Genomic DNA, 14,356 nt, shown 5'->3' on the forward strand with positions numbered 1-14,356 from the left:
TTTCCTTACATCTCTTGACAACTTGCCTTACAGAGGTTTATTCTCATGAAGTAAGGAAAAAGGAGGAACGAAATGGCAGACTTATCACGACAGTCCAAGCCACTATTTCCCATCGGAGTCGTTCAAGAGTTGACCGCGTTATCTGCCCGACAAATCCGATATTATGAAGAACAGGGATTGATCAAGCCGGAGCGGACAGAGACGAAACGTCGCCTCTATTCGTTTAACGATGTCGATCGTTTGCTGTCGATCAAGGAATATTTGGATCAGGGACTAAATATCGCAGGGATCAAGATGATTTTTGATAATGATCTCGTCAAACGGGAACGTGTTGCGGAAACCGTCGTCAAGACGCGTCCGGAATTATCTGATGGCGAACTGTATAAACTCCTGAAAAATGAATTGAAGGAAGCAGGGCGACATGGAAAAACGTCACTCATCCAAGGTGAGCTCGGACGATTTTTCAAGTAAGCACTTGTTACCATATAAAAAAGAACCGGAGAGGGGATTTGTCACATGACACGTCGCATCATTACACGAGAAGACATTATGAAAATCGCTAAAGCTGAGGATGTACGTTTTATTCGTTTGCAGTTCACAGATATCCTCGGTACGATCAAGAACGTTGAAATTCCAGTAAGCCAATTGGAAAAAGCACTTGATAATAAAATGATGTTCGATGGTTCGTCAATCGAAGGATTCGTCCGGATTGAAGAATCAGATATGTATCTCTTCCCAGACCTCAACACATGGGTTGTCTTCCCATGGACAGAAGATGGAACTGGTAAAGTCGCACGTCTCATCTGTGACATCTATAATCCGGATGGCACACCGTTTGCTGGAGATCCGCGTGGTCAACTCAAACGGGTACTTAAAGAAATGGAAGAGCTTGGTTTCTCTTCATTCAACGTTGGTCCTGAGCCGGAATTCTTCTTGTTCAAGAAGGATGCAAACGGTCGTCCGACACTTGAGTTAAATGACCAAGGTGGTTACTTCGACCTCGCACCAGTCGACCTCGGTGAAAACTGCCGTAAGGAAATCGTTATTGAACTTGAGAACATGGGCTTTGAAATCGAAGCATCTCACCATGAAGTCGCACCAGGACAACATGAGATTGACTTCAAATATGCCGATGCGATCACGACTGCGGATAACATCCAAACATTCAAGCTTGTCGTTAAGACGATTGCAGCGAAACATAACCTTCACGCAACATTCATGCCGAAACCGCTTTACGGTGTCAACGGTTCAGGGATGCATGCCAACATGTCCCTCTTCAAAGGAAACGAAAACGTCTTCTTCGATGAAGGAAACAGCAACATGCAACTGTCTGACGATGCCCGTGCCTTCACGGCAGGTATCTTGAAGCACGCCCGTGCCTTCACAGCAGTCTGTAACCCGACGGTCAACTCGTACAAACGTCTCGTCCCAGGTTATGAAGCACCTTGCTACGTCGCATGGTCAGCCCGTAACCGTTCGCCACTCGTCCGCGTACCGGCAGCACGTGGTCTCTCGACACGGATCGAAGTCCGTTCAGTCGACCCGGCAGCGAACCCGTACTTGGCACTCGCGACATTGCTTGCTTCAGGTCTTGACGGTATTAAAAACAACCTAAAAGCACCTGAACCAATCGACCGTAACATCTACGTGATGGACAAACCAGAACGTGTCGCAAACGGCATTGATGATCTTCCGTCAACGCTCAGCCACGCACTTGAAGTTCTGAAAGCGGATGATGTCGTCATGCACGCACTTGGCGAGCACATCGCAGAGCACTTCGTGGAACTCAAAGAAATCGAATGGGATATGTTCCGGACGCAAGTCACGGAATGGGAACGCGATCAGTACATGGTCTTGTTCTAATCCTTGTTCTAATCTAAGTATAAAAAAATGAATGAATAGGCTAAGAGATGGTCAATACGCTTCTGTATTGCTTTTCTTAGCCTTATTTTTTTGGGGAAGGATAATGATAATGAATAAACGTATTTCAATTTATGAACAGCTCAAAACCATCTTAAAACATAGAAAAGAAGAAATTATAACTCCGAATGAAATAAAGGAAGAGTTGTTTCACAAATATGGAACGAATAAAGATAGTGTGATTCTATCTGATTATTGTTACAACCGATCAAATCAAGGAATTGCTTTTAATAAACATTTGTTTGTGTATCTGAATCAAGGAATGTACAAATATATTGGTGAGCATGCCAACTATAGTGGCTTAATTTATGCACGTACGCGTACATCTAATAAAGATCAAGTGGTGGGTTTGTGGAAAGACGGACAAATGAATCTTTCGATAAACTCATCATCAACTAGTATAGAAAGTCCGCAACCGCTTGAAAGTAACTATATAATCGAACTGTTTGAAGAATATATGGATATTTTAAGATTTGAAATGAACGTACTTGGTTGTGAAGCGACAGAATTACGTCATTTAATTGGTCGATTGGGAGAGTTTTATTGCGCTATACATACTAAAGGAAAATTAGCTCATGTGACTAACCAACATGGTTTTGATGTAACGAGTAATGGAAGACGTATCAGCGTGAAGACGACTGCTCAAAAGAGTGGCTTTGTTTCATTAAATATAAGAACTTTAAATCAATTTGATGATATTTTCATAGTGCAATTTTTAAAAAATGAATTTCATTTGTTATTTTATGCATCAAAAGATCAACTACCTAAAGGGCGGATTTACAATCAAAGGTTAGAAATTGATATATCTTCATTTAAGAAGAAACAGTTATTATGATAAAAAAACAAATGCTCTATTTTTCAAACATATATTTATTTGAAATACTAATTATAAAATTTTAGATTATACATAGAAAAAGTAAGAGTGATGTCAAATAAAATTATATATAGTAAACTTTACAGAATAAAAATAGAAGATTGGAGTTTTTTTATCTAAGAAGGCATTTCGAATGAAAAAGGCTTACGTGGGAAAAGAAATCACCGTCTAGTTGATCCTGAAGTCTGTATCCATTCCGGTTACTGTGTCAAGAGTCTGCCGACCGTCTTTGATGTCAAGAAACGTCCGTGGATTGAATCAGGAGGGGCACCTGTCGAAGACGTGATACGGGTCGTCGACGGATGTCCGAGTGGCGCCTTATCCTACGAACGAAGGAAAACCTGATGGAATTGAAACGCAAACATCAAAAGATTGAGGCCTACATCGACAATCCAGGAGTTTGAGCAGACACCGCACTACGCGGACGTGTCGGCTTAATGAAGGAATGACCTGAACGTGGCACTTGAGACAGACGAGGGTAGCAGATTTTAAATCCGCTACCCTCGTCTTTTTTTGTGTGATCATTTGTTTCACGCGACTTCTATATCAGAAAGCGGATCAACGCCATTGACAGGACCCCGGTGATGACGGTGAAAGAAAGACTTTTACTTGTCAGTGCGATGAGGATCGTCGGGATCGAAGCTGCAAGGTGGAGAAACGAAAGACTTGGGTAATCACTGTTTTGTGCGACTAATAAGTTTTGGAAAAACAACGCACTTAGCAAACAAATCGGGATGAACGACAACCAATCGGTCAACAGACGGGGTAATGTCAGACCATGCATCAAAAGAAACGGTAAAATCCGTGGAATCAACGTAACGAGTCCACAGGCGGCAAAGAGCACTAATAGTTCTAAACGGATTTCCATCGTGAGATCACTACTCCCATACTAGCGGCTGTCATCGTCGCGAATAAAACAGCGAGCTCTGGTGACAGATAACGCATCGATATGTATAACAAAACGAAAACCATTACAAGCAGAATAGCATTTAGTACAACGCGTGATCGTTCGCTTTCAAACTGGAGATACAGTAAACCGATGAACATCGCCGTCAAGGCGAAATCGAGTCCAAACCGTTCCGGATCAGGAAACCAACTGCCGACGAGTGCACCGAGGACAGTCGAAGCAATCCAACTGAAGTAGGCGGTCAGATTCAACCCATGCATGAATTTGGCATCGATCGTTTGTTTTAGTGACGTATTCATGGCGACGGCAAACGATTCATCCGTCAGCAGGGCACCAATCCCAAACTGATCAAATCGATTACGGCTTGCGACTCGAGGCGCAAGCGTCATGCTCATCAGAAGATGTCGGGAATTGACGATGAAGGTCGTCAAGATGATGGCAGAAAAAGGGCTGTTTAGTAACAGTAGACTTGTAATGATGAATTGAGCAGCACCGGCATAAATCAGGATCGACATCAATCCAATCTCGAGTGGACTGAGTCCGGCAGCGCGTCCGACGATACCGGCAGAAAAACCGATTCCGAGATAACCGAGAACGGTCGGTAGACAAGCTTTGACACCTGCTTGAAATGAACTTGCCATGTAAGGTACCCCCTCTCATTGTGATGTGTTATCAGCATAGCATCAACGAAACCGCTTGGAAATAAACTGGTCAATATTTTCATATGTTTCCTTGACATAAGTCGTGTCCATTGGTGGTAAAGAGTAAATGGTACGGCAAAAATTCGTTAGACGAAGGAGCGTTCAAGATGGATAAATTAATGCAAGATGCGAATCGGTTTGTGTCAGATATGGTCGATGGTCTCGTTTTAGCACATCCTGATCTTTATGCAAAAGTCGACGGAGTCAATGTCATCAAACGAAAAGAACCACTGAACGGGAAAGTCGCTCTCGTGTCTGGTGGGGGGAGTGGTCATGAACCGGCCCATGCAGGATTCATTGGAGACGGGATGCTCGCAGCAGCGGTTTGCGGAGAAGTCTTCACGTCACCGACACCGGATATGGTCTTAGAAGGAATCAAAGCGGCAGACGGCGGAAAAGGAGTTTTGCTCGTCGTCAAAAACTATTCTGGGGACGTCATGAACTTCGATATGGCAAAAGATTTAGCCGAGCTAGAAGACATCGAAGTCGAGACGGTCATCGTCAATGATGATATCGCAATCAAAAAAGAAGAGGACCGTCGCGGTGTTGCAGGGACGATTTTTGTCCACAAGATTGCCGGAGCTGCGGCAGCAGAAGGTAAGTCGTTAGCAGAAGTCAAAGCGGTCGCGGAAAAAGTCATTGCCGGCGTTCGCTCGATCGGAATGGCTTTGTCACCTTGTTATATGCCGGAAAGCGGGAAACCTGGTTTTGATCTGCATGAAGACGAGATGGAAATCGGGATTGGGATTCACGGGGAAAAAGGACTTGAACGCAAACCGATTGCCTCCGTCGAAGCAATCGTGACGGAATTACTGGATCGACTCACAGCTGAAGTATCAGACAAAAAAGTCGCCGTGATGGTGAACGGGATGGGTGGAACGCCGGTATCGGAATTGTATATCACCTATAAGTATGTTGCGGAACAACTGCAGGCAAAAGGGTATGACATCGTCCGACCATTCGTCGGCAATTATATGACATCGCTTGAGATGCATGGTTTCTCGATCACCCTGCTCCCGGTTGACGATGAACTGGTCGGCTACTTGGACGCTAAAACAAACGCGATTGGATTCTAACTAGAAGAGGTGCAGACGGATGAAGTTATCAACGGAAACATTTCGTGACGCGTTACTCGAAGCAGCAAAACAAATCGAACAGCATAAAGACGAATTAACGGATCTGGATCGTGAAATCGGTGACGGTGACCATGGCATCAATATGTCCCGTGGTTTTCAGGCGGTTCAAAAGGAACTCGAAGCGCAGACAGATTATGAAGATCTCGGCGCGTTATCAAAACAAGTCGGGATGACGTTGATCAAGACGGTCGGAGGTGCTTCCGGACCGCTCTATGGGACGGCATTCGTCAAATTTGCGGGAGCGTTCAAAGGAAAAACAGAAGCGGAAGGGGAAGAGTTGGCAGCTGCCTTTAAAGAAGCGACGGACGGAATTAAAATGCGTGGGAAATCGGAATTCGGACAAAAAACGATGGTCGATATCTGGACACCGTTTTATGAAGCCTTAGAACAGGAAGCTGATTTAAAGCAAGCACTGGATAAAGCGTTGGTCGATACGAAAGAACGGGTCGCGACGAAGGGACGGGCTTCGTATTTTGGAGACGCGACAATTGGGGTACAGGATCCCGGTTCGCTGTCGAGTGCCTTATTATTACGATCCATCGTGGAGGTGCTTCGATGATTAACTTGATTTTAGTTTCCCACAGCGAGAAGTTAGCCGCTGGTCTAAAAGAATTATTGGCTGAGATGGCACCAGATACGCCGGTGTTGCTCGCAGCAGGGCTTGCGGATGGTACTATCGGGACCGATGCATCACGGATCGAAGAAACGATGAATGAACTGACCGATGACGGATTGATTTTAACGGATATCGGTTCAGCGACGATGAACGCAGAACTTGCCCTCGAGTTATACAGTGGGGACCGGAGTGTTCAGTTCGTCGAGGCTCCGCTTGTCGAAGGTGCTTTTTTAGCAGCAGTCTTAAGCGGACAATCCAAGTCGTTAGACGAAATCGTCACTGGCGTGAAGTCTGAATTTGGATAAATGTCTCTTATAAAAGACCAAAATAAGCGTGCTCCAGAACGACGGAGCACGCTTATTTCATGGAGTATAAAAAACCTGACGTTCCACTGGAAGAACGTCAGGTACAACGAGTTACGCGTTGACTTCTGTTTTGCTTGGTTTAAACGCCATCGTCGCTTCCACCGCTTTTTGCCAACCGGCATAACGTTGTTCACGATCGTTTTCTTCCATCTCTGGTTTGAACTGATGGTTGAGTTTCCATTGTTTCTTGATTTCTGCTTTATCTTTCCAGTACCCAACGGCTAGACCGGCAAGGTAAGCGGCACCGAGTGCCGTCGTTTCGTTGATTTCTGGACGATCGACCGGGACACCTAAAATGTCCGCTTGGAACTGCATCAAGAAGTCATTCGAAACGGCACCACCGTCGACACGTAATGTTTTCAGCTCGATGCCCGAATCTTTTTGCATCGCCGTTAAGACGTCGCGTGTCTGGTAAGCAAGTGATTCAAGTGTCGCCCGGACAAAATGTTCTTTGTCCGTTCCGCGCGTTAAGCCGAAGATGGCTCCTCGGACATCACTATCCCAGTACGGAGCGCCGAGTCCGACGAACGCAGGGACGACATAGACGCCTTCTGTTGAATCGACTTTCAAAGCATATCCTTCCGAATCCTTGGCATTTTTCAGCATCCGTAACCCGTCACGTAACCATTGAATCGCTGAACCGGCAACGAAGATGGATCCTTCGAGTGCATACTCGACTTTACCGTCGACGCCCCAAGCGATTGTCGTCAAAAGACCGTGGTCCGAAGAAACAGCTTTTTCACCGGTGTTCATCAACATGAAGCAACCTGTTCCATAGGTGTTCTTTCCTTCACCTGGTTCGAAGCACGTTTGACCAAACAAGGCAGCTTGTTGGTCACCGGCGATACCAGCGATTGGAACTTCAAAACCGAAAAAGTGATATGGAACGGTGTTATCGTACACTTCACTGGATTGACGGACTTCTGGTAACATCGATTTCGGAACCGTGAGGATTTCAAGTAATTCATCATCCCACTTTTGTTCGTAAATGTTATACATCAATGTTCGTGAAGCATTCGTATAGTCCGTGATATGCGTTTTTCCGCCAGACAGTTTCCAAACGAGCCACGTATCGATCGTTCCGAACAGTAGTTCACCGTTTTCCGCCTGCTCGCGCGCTCCTTCGACATTATCTAAAATCCATTTGACTTTCGTACCGGAGAAGTAGGCATCAATCAATAGACCTGTTTTATCGCGGAATTTTTGATTAAGTCCTTGGGCATTCAACTCATCGCAGATACCGGATGTTTGACGAGATTGCCAGACGAGTGCGTGATAGACTGGTTTACCCGTCTCTTTGTTCCAGACGACCGTCGTTTCACGTTGGTTCGTGATTCCGATACTTGCGATTTGACTAGGCTTAATATCAGCCGATCCAAGTGAATCTGCCATGACTGCAAGAATCGAACCCCAAATTTCATTGGCATCATGCTCTACCCAACCTGGTTGCGGGAAGTATTGCTTGAATTCCCGTTGTGCGGAGTTGACGATATGACCATCATGATCGAAGATGATGGCACGTGAGCTTGTTGTACCTTGATCAAGTGCTAAGATATACTTGTTTTCCATTCTGAAATCCCCCTTGAAATGTGAGTTGAAATCCGGCAGTCAATTAAAAGAGCATTTGATGAAGGAAGACGGCAATCGCACCACCTATGAATGGACCGACGACCGGAATCCAAGAATAACTCCAGTCCGATGAACCTTTCCCTTTGATTGGTAAGATGGCGTGGGCAATCCGTGGACCGAGGTCACGAGCCGGATTAATGGCATAACCTGTCGTACCACCAAGCGATAGACCGATGACGACAACAAGTAGACCGACGATTAACGGATTGAGTCCGTCGGCGAACGAATTGGCACCGAATGCCAAGATTCCGAAAACGAGGACAAACGTCCCGATAATCTCAGAAACAAGGTTTGATCCGGTATGACGAATTGCTGGTCCTGTTGCAAAAACCCCTAATTTTGCAGCTTGGTCATCTGTCGCTTCAAAATGTTTCATGTAATGAAGCCAAACGAGTACCGCACCGATAAAGGCTCCGATTAACTGAGCAGCGATGTAGACGGGTACATCTGCCCATGGTAAGTCAGAGTTTAACGCTAGCGACAAAGTGACCGCTGGATTAAGGTGGGCACCACTGGCGGCTGCAACATAAACTGCAGTCATGACAGCGAGACCCCAGGCAAACGTAATGACGATCCAGCCGCTGTTCTCCGATTTCGTCTTCTTCAAGACGACACCCGCAACGACACCATCTCCGAGCAAAATCAGAATCATCGTTCCAATCAGCTCGCTTGTAAAATTACTCATGCAAAAACCCTCCCTTTTGGATTAAAGTGAATAATGGCCTTTCTATTTAAAACTACTCCGAATTGATAACGTTTTCAATACAATTAATTGCAAATTAGAAATGAAATTTCCTTAATTTATGTTTAAAAATATGAAAATTTGGATAACAAAAAACCTTTTGTTCATTTTACAAATGAATCAAAAGGTCTTAGCGGCGTTTTTTTCGTTTCTTTTTTGTCCGGAACAAGCTGTTGGAATGATCGAGAACGATATGAATCGTACTGGCGGCGATGATGCCGATGATGAAAGCGGGCATTGCTTCAAACCAAAAATCAACCGTCTCTGAGGCGATGATTTTTGTATACAGTGCCAAAAACACCAAAGGAATGACAAAAGCTGCACTATATAACAGGCGGATGACATCACCGATGATCAAACCATGTGACCAAATCGAGCGATGTGGCATGATTTTGACGTACGGCATCCAAAGCACTCGAAATGGTCCGAGACGATAATAAGGCTCTGATTTTAAATCCAAGTCAGGGGAGAGCCAAAGTGTGCCGACAGCAATGCCGACAGCGGTAGGTAACCAATCCGTCTGCTGCGTTGCGACCGAATACGCAACGTAACCTGCCAAGGCGACGGTATTTACTGTATCATGTACGTTTCCAGAAGGCATAAAAAAAGACCAGCTCAGCTGGTCCCTCGCTTAGTGGATCGTCCGATATACGCCGATGACCTTACCGAGAATCGAGACATTATCGAAATACATCGGGTCCATCGAATCGTTTTCGGGTTGAAGACGTACTTGTTGATCTTCTAAAAAGAACCGTTTGACCGTCGCTTCGCTATCTTCGGTCATAGCGACGACGATTTCACCATTTTCTGCTGTGTTCTGTTGCCGTACGATGACACGATCACCGTCGAGAATCCCTGCGTTAATCATTGATTCACCGTCGATCGTCAACATGAAGACGTTCTCGTTCCCGACGTAGTGAGCCGGAAGCGGAAAATGTTCTTCGATGTTTTCGATTGCTGTAATCGGAAATCCAGCGGTTACTTTCCCGATGACGGGAATATGAACGATGGCTTCGTGATCTTCATCAGGTTTATCAAGCAATATCTCAATCGCACGTGGTTTAGTTGGGTCACGGCGAATCAGTCCGCGTTTTTCTAGACGATCCAAGTGACCGTGTACCGTTGAGCTTGAAGCAAGACCAACAGCTTCACCGATTTCACGAACTGAAGGTGGATACCCTTTCAGTTTCACTTGAGCGATGATATAGTCAAGGATTTCTTGTTGCCGTTTAGACATTTTCCGCATATGAATTGCCACCTCTTTCCGGATTGGTTTTTGTAGGATATAGGAATACATGTTTCTAAAATCACTATAACATAGAACAAATGAGCGTACAAACAATTGTTCGACATTTTATGTTGACCGAACACTGGTTCTTGGTTTAAGATGAGTTATGCGAACAATTGTTCCGAGAACATCTATTCTAAATCATTTTTTAATTGGAGGGATTTATCATGATGCATACGATTCGTACCCATGCCTTTTCCATTGTTTTTTATACGCTTAGCTTCGCGTTCATCCTTTTTCTTCTCACTCCTCGACCAGATGAAAAGGTCGATCAATTACTCACGGCATCCGTTACGGTCGACCAAGATGCGACGGTCGAACAAGTCGCAAAAGTCTATAACGATGGGTCGATGACCGATCAAGAATATGTCAAATGGTTGATTGAGAACAATGAACTAGAGACGACCCATACTATTTCGAAAAACAAAATCGTTGTACCAATCGCACAACAATGACAAACTGTAAAAGTTGGTAGTGTGAATGAACGAACAGGGGTGTGAAGTAGTATGAGAGTCGTAATCTACTGTCGCGTCTCGACGGAAAAAGAAGCACAAGATAGTTCGCTTGAGCGACAAAGATCAGAACTGTCGGGACTCGCTGTAACAAAAGGATTTGAAATCGTGGATATCATCACGGAAAAAGAAAGTGGTTATGACGTCGATCGGGAAGGGATGTTAACCGTCCTTGACTACGTGACGCGTCAAACGGTCGATGCCGTTCTTGTAACGGACGATACACGAATTGGACGTGGGAATGCGAAGATTGCGATTTTGCATACGTTCCGAAAACATCACGTCCAACTGATGACAATGGAGTCGGATGGCGAATATAAACTAGCCGATGCCGAAGCGATGGTCCTTGAGATCGTCTCGCTTGTCGAAGAGTACCAACGGAAACTGCATAATGCAAAAATTGCTCGTGGTATGCGACGGGCGGTCGAAAATGGATTCCGTCCCGAACAGAACCTCAATCGTCAAGGTGAGAATGCCGGTCGGAGCCGAAAAGAAGTACCGATTGAAGAAATCGTCCGATTACGTGACTTAGGACTGACGTTTGCCGATATTGCCGTCACGCTAAGAGGCATGGGGCATGATATCTCAAAAGCCACCGTTAACCGTCGTTACCTGGAATATAAAGAAGTCGTCAATTCTTACGAATGAGAAAGCAGGTGGATGCGCGAACGACGCATCAAACTTGCTTTTTTTTTTCGTCTCTTTTACAGTAAGATTACTATTGAATGCTCAATGTCGAGTCAACAGAAAGAGGGATATCATGTTATCACAAGAACAACTAGACCGGATTAATGAATTAGCCAATAAATCAAAAGTCGAGCCGTTGACGGATGCGGAGACGGCAGAACAAAAAGAACTAAGAACAGCGTATTTGGAAGCTTTCCGTGGTTCATTCAAAAATCAGATGATGGGTATCAAAATCGTCGATGAAGAAGGAACGGACGTTACGCCGGGGAAATTAAAGCAAGCACAAGAAGAAGAACGGAACAAACAGTAATCAGACAAAAGCTATGTCGCTCAATGGATGAGCGGGGTAGCTTTTTTTGATGAAAATCAGGTAATGTGTCTTCCGAAAGTACTCGAAAAACGGCAATAGAGAGCGCATTCATTTTAATGTGACATACTATTTAGAAAAGTTGTATCACATTTCTTGATATGCTAAAATGAGAAGGAATTTGTGAAAAAGAGAGAGGATGATTGTTTTGACGAACATGACAACAGTAGAATTATTAGCAGTAAATACGATTCGTACCTTATCAATTGATGCAGTACAAAAAGCGAACTCGGGTCACCCGGGAATGCCGATGGGTGCAGCACCGATGGCATTTACATTATGGGCGGATCATATGAACCACAACCCTAAAAATCCAGAATGGTTCAACCGTGACCGTTTTGTACTTTCAGCAGGACACGGTTCAATGCTTCTCTACTCACTCCTCCATTTATCAGGCTATGATCTTGCGATGGATGACTTGAAGTCATTCCGTCAATGGAATTCGAAAACACCAGGTCATCCAGAGTATCGTCACACAGCAGGTGTTGATGCGACGACTGGTCCACTCGGACAAGGCATCGCGATGGCTGTCGGGATGGCGATGGCAGAACGTCACTTGGAAGCAAAATACAACCGTGACGAGTTAAACGTTGTGGATCACTTCACATACGGGATTTGCGGAGACGGCGATTTAATGGAAGGTGTCTCAGCAGAAGCGGCTTCACTTGCAGGACATTTAGGTCTTGGTAAACTGGTCGTCCTGTATGATTCAAATGACATCTCACTCGACGGTGATCTTGATAAATCGTTCTCTGAAAACGTTCAACAACGTTTTGAAGCGTACAACTGGCAAGTCATTCGTGTTGAAGATGGAACGGATCTCGATTCGATTTCAAAAGCACTTGAAGCGGCAAAAGCAGAAACAACAAAACCGACATTGATCGAAGTCAAAACAGTCATCGGATTTGGTTCACCAAACAAATCAGGGAAATCTGCTTCGCACGGTGCACCACTCGGAGATGCGGAAATCAAGTTGACGAAAGCAAGCTACGTCTGGGACCACGAAGAATTCTACGTGCCGGACGAAGTCAAAGACTTGTTCGAAGAGCGGATCGTCAAACGTGGTGCTGATACAGAAGCAGCATGGGCTGACAAGATGGAGCAATACAAATCAGCACATCCGGAATTGCATGCTGAACTCGTTCAAGCGATCAACAACGAACTGCCAAGCAACTGGGAAGCAGATTTACCAACATATGATCTGACATCGAAAAAAGCAACACGTCAGACAAGTGGTGAAGTCTTAAACGCCCTTGCGAAAAACATCCCGTCGATCTTCGGTGGATCAGCTGACTTAGCAGGATCCAACAACACGATGCTCAAAGGGGAAGCTGACTTCGATATCGATCCAAGCGGTCGTAACATCTGGTTTGGTGTCCGTGAGTTCGCGATGGCAGCAGCTGTCAACGGTATGGCGTTACACGGTGGTGTCATTCCTTACGGTGCAACATTCTTCGTCTTCTCGGATTACCTCCGTCCAGCTGTCCGTTTAGCTGCTTTGATGGGGATCCAGTCGATCTTCGTCTTGACACATGACTCGATTGCCGTTGGAGAAGATGGTCCGACACACGAGCCGGTTGAACACTTGATGAGTTTCCGTGCAATGCCGAACTTGACAGTCTATCGTCCGGCAGACGGAAAAGAAACGATTGCGGCTTGGAAAACAGCGGTCCAATCGAAAAACAAACCAACACTTCTCGTCATGACACGTCAAGGATTACCAGAACTTGAAGGTACGACGGTCGAAGGCGCTGAAAAAGGTGGATATGTCATTGCAGGTGACATCGAAACAGCGGATACGATCTTGATGGGAACAGGTTCTGAAGTGCATCTGTTAGTCGAAGCGCAACAACAACTCGGTGAAAAGGTTGCTGTCGTCTCACTTCCATCATGGGAATTATTCGAAGCCCAATCAGCAGAGTACAAAGAATCGGTCTTGCCAAAACGCATCACGAAGCGTCTTGCGATTGAAGCCGGTGCTTCACTCGGATGGTACAAATATGTAGGAACAGAAGGTCAAGTCATCGGAATCGATCGTTTTGGTGCTTCTGCTCCTGGAGATCTTCTCTTAAAAGAGTACGGCATGTCTGTTGAAAATGTCTTGAACACAGTCAAGCAGCTCGGTTGATGAAGAAAGGTGCGCAAACGCGCACCTTTTTTTTGCATTATCTATGCAAAGGCTTTAAATTATAGTATAGTAAAAAGCGACGTTTGAAGTTAGAGGAGGAAGCAACTTGGCTACATGGATTTGGATTTTAATTGCCCTTCTTTGCTTGGTAGCTGGTGTCGCCCTTGGTTTCTATATCGCTCGCCGATACATGATGAACTATTTGGAGCAAAACCCACCAATCAACGAAGATATGATTAAGACATTGATGATGCAAATGGGTCAAAAGCCATCACAAAAGAAAGTCAACCAAGTGATGCGTTCAATGAGTGGTTCAATGAAATCACCGAAAAAATAATGACTTGTAAAAGGAGACCAGTTTGGTCTCCTTTCAGACTGAAGACAAAGTAGCGGTTTTTCTCTTTATCGAGAAGAATCGCTTTTTTGTTCGCTTCGAATCGTTTTCCTGGGACAAGCATCGCGCCGCATCGCGCCGCATCGCTTC

At 45.1% G+C, this 14,356-nt stretch carries 19 protein-coding genes; 12 read left to right on the plus strand and 7 right to left on the minus strand.

All coding sequences use genetic code 11. The annotated features are described in order from the left end of the window. Positions 1–72: 72 nt before the first annotated feature. From BLD48_RS01915 to BLD48_RS16570, 4 genes are all read left to right on the plus strand, one after another. Positions 73–471 carry a MerR family transcriptional regulator gene (locus BLD48_RS01915; protein ID WP_014970060.1) on the plus strand — a complete coding sequence of 133 codons (399 nt, stop codon included), beginning with the start codon at positions 73–75 and terminating at the stop codon, positions 469–471. A 45-nt stretch (positions 472–516) separates the two neighbouring features. Next, complete coding sequence (gene glnA, locus BLD48_RS01920) at positions 517–1,863, plus strand: type I glutamate--ammonia ligase (RefSeq protein ID WP_071498730.1); 1,347 nt, start codon at positions 517–519, stop codon at positions 1,861–1,863. Positions 1,864–1,972: 109 nt separating this feature from the next. Then, entirely contained in the window at positions 1,973–2,755 is a 783-nt protein-coding gene (locus BLD48_RS01925) for a DUF7225 domain-containing protein (RefSeq protein ID WP_236629910.1), read from the plus strand. A 165-nt stretch (positions 2,756–2,920) separates the two neighbouring features. Further along, the gene (locus BLD48_RS16570; RefSeq protein WP_083412221.1) at positions 2,921–3,139 is read left to right on the plus strand and encodes a (4Fe-4S)-binding protein; all 219 of its coding nucleotides are present in this window, start codon (positions 2,921–2,923) and stop codon (positions 3,137–3,139) included. Positions 3,140–3,335: 196 nt separating this feature from the next. Here the strand turns inward: BLD48_RS16570 and BLD48_RS01930 are convergent, their stop codons facing one another. Next, positions 3,336–3,662 carry an AzlD domain-containing protein gene (locus tag BLD48_RS01930; RefSeq protein WP_071498731.1) on the minus strand — a complete coding sequence of 109 codons (327 nt, stop codon included), beginning with the start codon at positions 3,660–3,662 and terminating at the stop codon, positions 3,336–3,338. Further along, on the minus strand, positions 3,647–4,342 hold the full coding sequence (locus BLD48_RS01935; RefSeq protein ID WP_071498732.1) for an AzlC family ABC transporter permease: 696 nt from the start codon (positions 4,340–4,342) through the stop codon (positions 3,647–3,649). Before BLD48_RS01935 ends, BLD48_RS01930 begins: the two co-directional genes overlap by 16 nt. A 167-nt stretch (positions 4,343–4,509) precedes the next feature. On the opposite strand from BLD48_RS01935, the gene dhaK reads away from it, so the two are divergent. The 3 genes from dhaK to dhaM are packed head-to-tail and all read left to right on the plus strand — an operon-like array spanning position 4,510 to position 6,459. After that, the gene (dhaK, locus tag BLD48_RS01940) at positions 4,510–5,478 is read left to right on the plus strand and encodes a dihydroxyacetone kinase subunit DhaK (protein WP_071498733.1); all 969 of its coding nucleotides are present in this window, start codon (positions 4,510–4,512) and stop codon (positions 5,476–5,478) included. Between the two features lie 19 nt (positions 5,479–5,497). After that, entirely contained in the window at positions 5,498–6,097 is a 600-nt protein-coding gene (dhaL, locus tag BLD48_RS01945) for a dihydroxyacetone kinase subunit DhaL (protein ID WP_071498734.1), read from the plus strand. After that, the gene (dhaM, locus tag BLD48_RS01950) at positions 6,094–6,459 is read left to right on the plus strand and encodes a dihydroxyacetone kinase phosphoryl donor subunit DhaM (protein ID WP_071498735.1); all 366 of its coding nucleotides are present in this window, start codon (positions 6,094–6,096) and stop codon (positions 6,457–6,459) included. Before dhaL ends, dhaM begins: the two co-directional genes overlap by 4 nt. A gap of 111 nt (positions 6,460–6,570) precedes the next feature. Here the strand turns inward: dhaM and glpK are convergent, their stop codons facing one another. The 4 genes from glpK to lexA all read right to left on the minus strand — a co-directional run bounded on the left by glpK (position 6,571) and on the right by lexA (position 10,136). Next, complete coding sequence (gene glpK, locus BLD48_RS01955; protein ID WP_071498736.1) at positions 6,571–8,088, minus strand: glycerol kinase GlpK; 1,518 nt, start codon at positions 8,086–8,088, stop codon at positions 6,571–6,573. A gap of 43 nt (positions 8,089–8,131) precedes the next feature. Continuing rightward, positions 8,132–8,833: an MIP/aquaporin family protein gene (locus BLD48_RS01960; RefSeq protein WP_071498737.1), complete on the minus strand. Its 702-nt coding sequence runs from the start codon at positions 8,831–8,833 to the stop codon at positions 8,132–8,134. A gap of 187 nt (positions 8,834–9,020) precedes the next feature. Then, positions 9,021–9,491, minus strand: a complete 471-nt coding sequence (locus tag BLD48_RS01965) for a metal-binding protein (RefSeq protein ID WP_071498738.1) — start codon at positions 9,489–9,491, stop codon at positions 9,021–9,023. A gap of 30 nt (positions 9,492–9,521) precedes the next feature. Next, entirely contained in the window at positions 9,522–10,136 is a 615-nt protein-coding gene (gene lexA, locus BLD48_RS01970) for a transcriptional repressor LexA (protein WP_071498739.1), read from the minus strand. A gap of 209 nt (positions 10,137–10,345) precedes the next feature. On the opposite strand from lexA, the gene BLD48_RS01975 reads away from it, so the two are divergent. From BLD48_RS01975 to BLD48_RS16020, 5 genes are all read left to right on the plus strand, one after another. Next, positions 10,346–10,633 carry a hypothetical protein gene (locus BLD48_RS01975; RefSeq protein ID WP_071498740.1) on the plus strand — a complete coding sequence of 96 codons (288 nt, stop codon included), beginning with the start codon at positions 10,346–10,348 and terminating at the stop codon, positions 10,631–10,633. Positions 10,634–10,684: 51 nt separating this feature from the next. After that, positions 10,685–11,338 (plus strand): YneB family resolvase-like protein, encoded by a 654-nt coding sequence (locus BLD48_RS01980; protein ID WP_071498741.1) that lies wholly within the window; start codon positions 10,685–10,687, stop codon positions 11,336–11,338. 112 nt (positions 11,339–11,450) lie between these two features. Further along, on the plus strand, positions 11,451–11,687 hold the full coding sequence (locus BLD48_RS01985; RefSeq protein WP_071498742.1) for a DUF896 domain-containing protein: 237 nt from the start codon (positions 11,451–11,453) through the stop codon (positions 11,685–11,687). 214 nt (positions 11,688–11,901) lie between these two features. Further along, a complete protein-coding gene (gene tkt / locus BLD48_RS01990; RefSeq protein WP_236629911.1) occupies positions 11,902–13,872 on the plus strand; it encodes a transketolase in 1,971 nt (656 codons plus the stop codon). A gap of 106 nt (positions 13,873–13,978) precedes the next feature. Next, entirely contained in the window at positions 13,979–14,209 is a 231-nt protein-coding gene (locus BLD48_RS16020) for a YneF family protein (protein WP_012370001.1), read from the plus strand. On the opposite strand, the gene BLD48_RS16445 is transcribed toward BLD48_RS16020, so the two are convergent. Further along, positions 14,157–14,356 (minus strand): hypothetical protein (locus BLD48_RS16445; protein WP_236629912.1); only part of this gene is annotated, 200 nt, incomplete at its 5' end. The genes BLD48_RS16020 and BLD48_RS16445 overlap by 53 nt on opposite strands.

The sequence above is a fragment of the Exiguobacterium sp. KRL4 genome (genome assembly GCF_001870785.1).
In the GTDB taxonomy this organism is placed as follows: Bacteria; Bacillota; Bacilli; order Exiguobacteriales; family Exiguobacteriaceae; genus Exiguobacterium_A.

What these genes read in the sequence shown, in the direction of transcription:
- BLD48_RS01915 (WP_014970060.1), top strand. Translation starts at nt 73, where the DNA reads ATGGCAGACTTATCACGACAGTCCAAGCCACTATTTCCCATCGGAGTC.
- glnA (WP_071498730.1), top strand. Translation starts at nt 517, where the DNA reads ATGACACGTCGCATCATTACACGAGAAGACATTATGAAAATCGCTAAA.
- BLD48_RS01925 (WP_236629910.1), top strand. Translation starts at nt 1,973, where the DNA reads ATGAATAAACGTATTTCAATTTATGAACAGCTCAAAACCATCTTAAAA.
- BLD48_RS01930 (WP_071498731.1), bottom strand. Translation starts at nt 3,662, where the DNA reads ATGGAAATCCGTTTAGAACTATTAGTGCTCTTTGCCGCCTGTGGACTC.
- BLD48_RS01935 (WP_071498732.1), bottom strand. Translation starts at nt 4,342, where the DNA reads ATGGCAAGTTCATTTCAAGCAGGTGTCAAAGCTTGTCTACCGACCGTT.
- dhaK (WP_071498733.1), top strand. Translation starts at nt 4,510, where the DNA reads ATGGATAAATTAATGCAAGATGCGAATCGGTTTGTGTCAGATATGGTC.
- dhaL (WP_071498734.1), top strand. Translation starts at nt 5,498, where the DNA reads ATGAAGTTATCAACGGAAACATTTCGTGACGCGTTACTCGAAGCAGCA.
- dhaM (WP_071498735.1), top strand. Translation starts at nt 6,094, where the DNA reads ATGATTAACTTGATTTTAGTTTCCCACAGCGAGAAGTTAGCCGCTGGT.
- glpK (WP_071498736.1), bottom strand. Translation starts at nt 8,088, where the DNA reads ATGGAAAACAAGTATATCTTAGCACTTGATCAAGGTACAACAAGCTCA.
- BLD48_RS01960 (WP_071498737.1), bottom strand. Translation starts at nt 8,833, where the DNA reads ATGAGTAATTTTACAAGCGAGCTGATTGGAACGATGATTCTGATTTTG.
- BLD48_RS01965 (WP_071498738.1), bottom strand. Translation starts at nt 9,491, where the DNA reads ATGCCTTCTGGAAACGTACATGATACAGTAAATACCGTCGCCTTGGCA.
- lexA (WP_071498739.1), bottom strand. Translation starts at nt 10,136, where the DNA reads ATGCGGAAAATGTCTAAACGGCAACAAGAAATCCTTGACTATATCATC.
- BLD48_RS01975 (WP_071498740.1), top strand. Translation starts at nt 10,346, where the DNA reads ATGATGCATACGATTCGTACCCATGCCTTTTCCATTGTTTTTTATACG.
- BLD48_RS01980 (WP_071498741.1), top strand. Translation starts at nt 10,685, where the DNA reads ATGAGAGTCGTAATCTACTGTCGCGTCTCGACGGAAAAAGAAGCACAA.
- BLD48_RS01985 (WP_071498742.1), top strand. Translation starts at nt 11,451, where the DNA reads ATGTTATCACAAGAACAACTAGACCGGATTAATGAATTAGCCAATAAA.
- tkt (WP_236629911.1), top strand. Translation starts at nt 11,902, where the DNA reads ATGACAACAGTAGAATTATTAGCAGTAAATACGATTCGTACCTTATCA.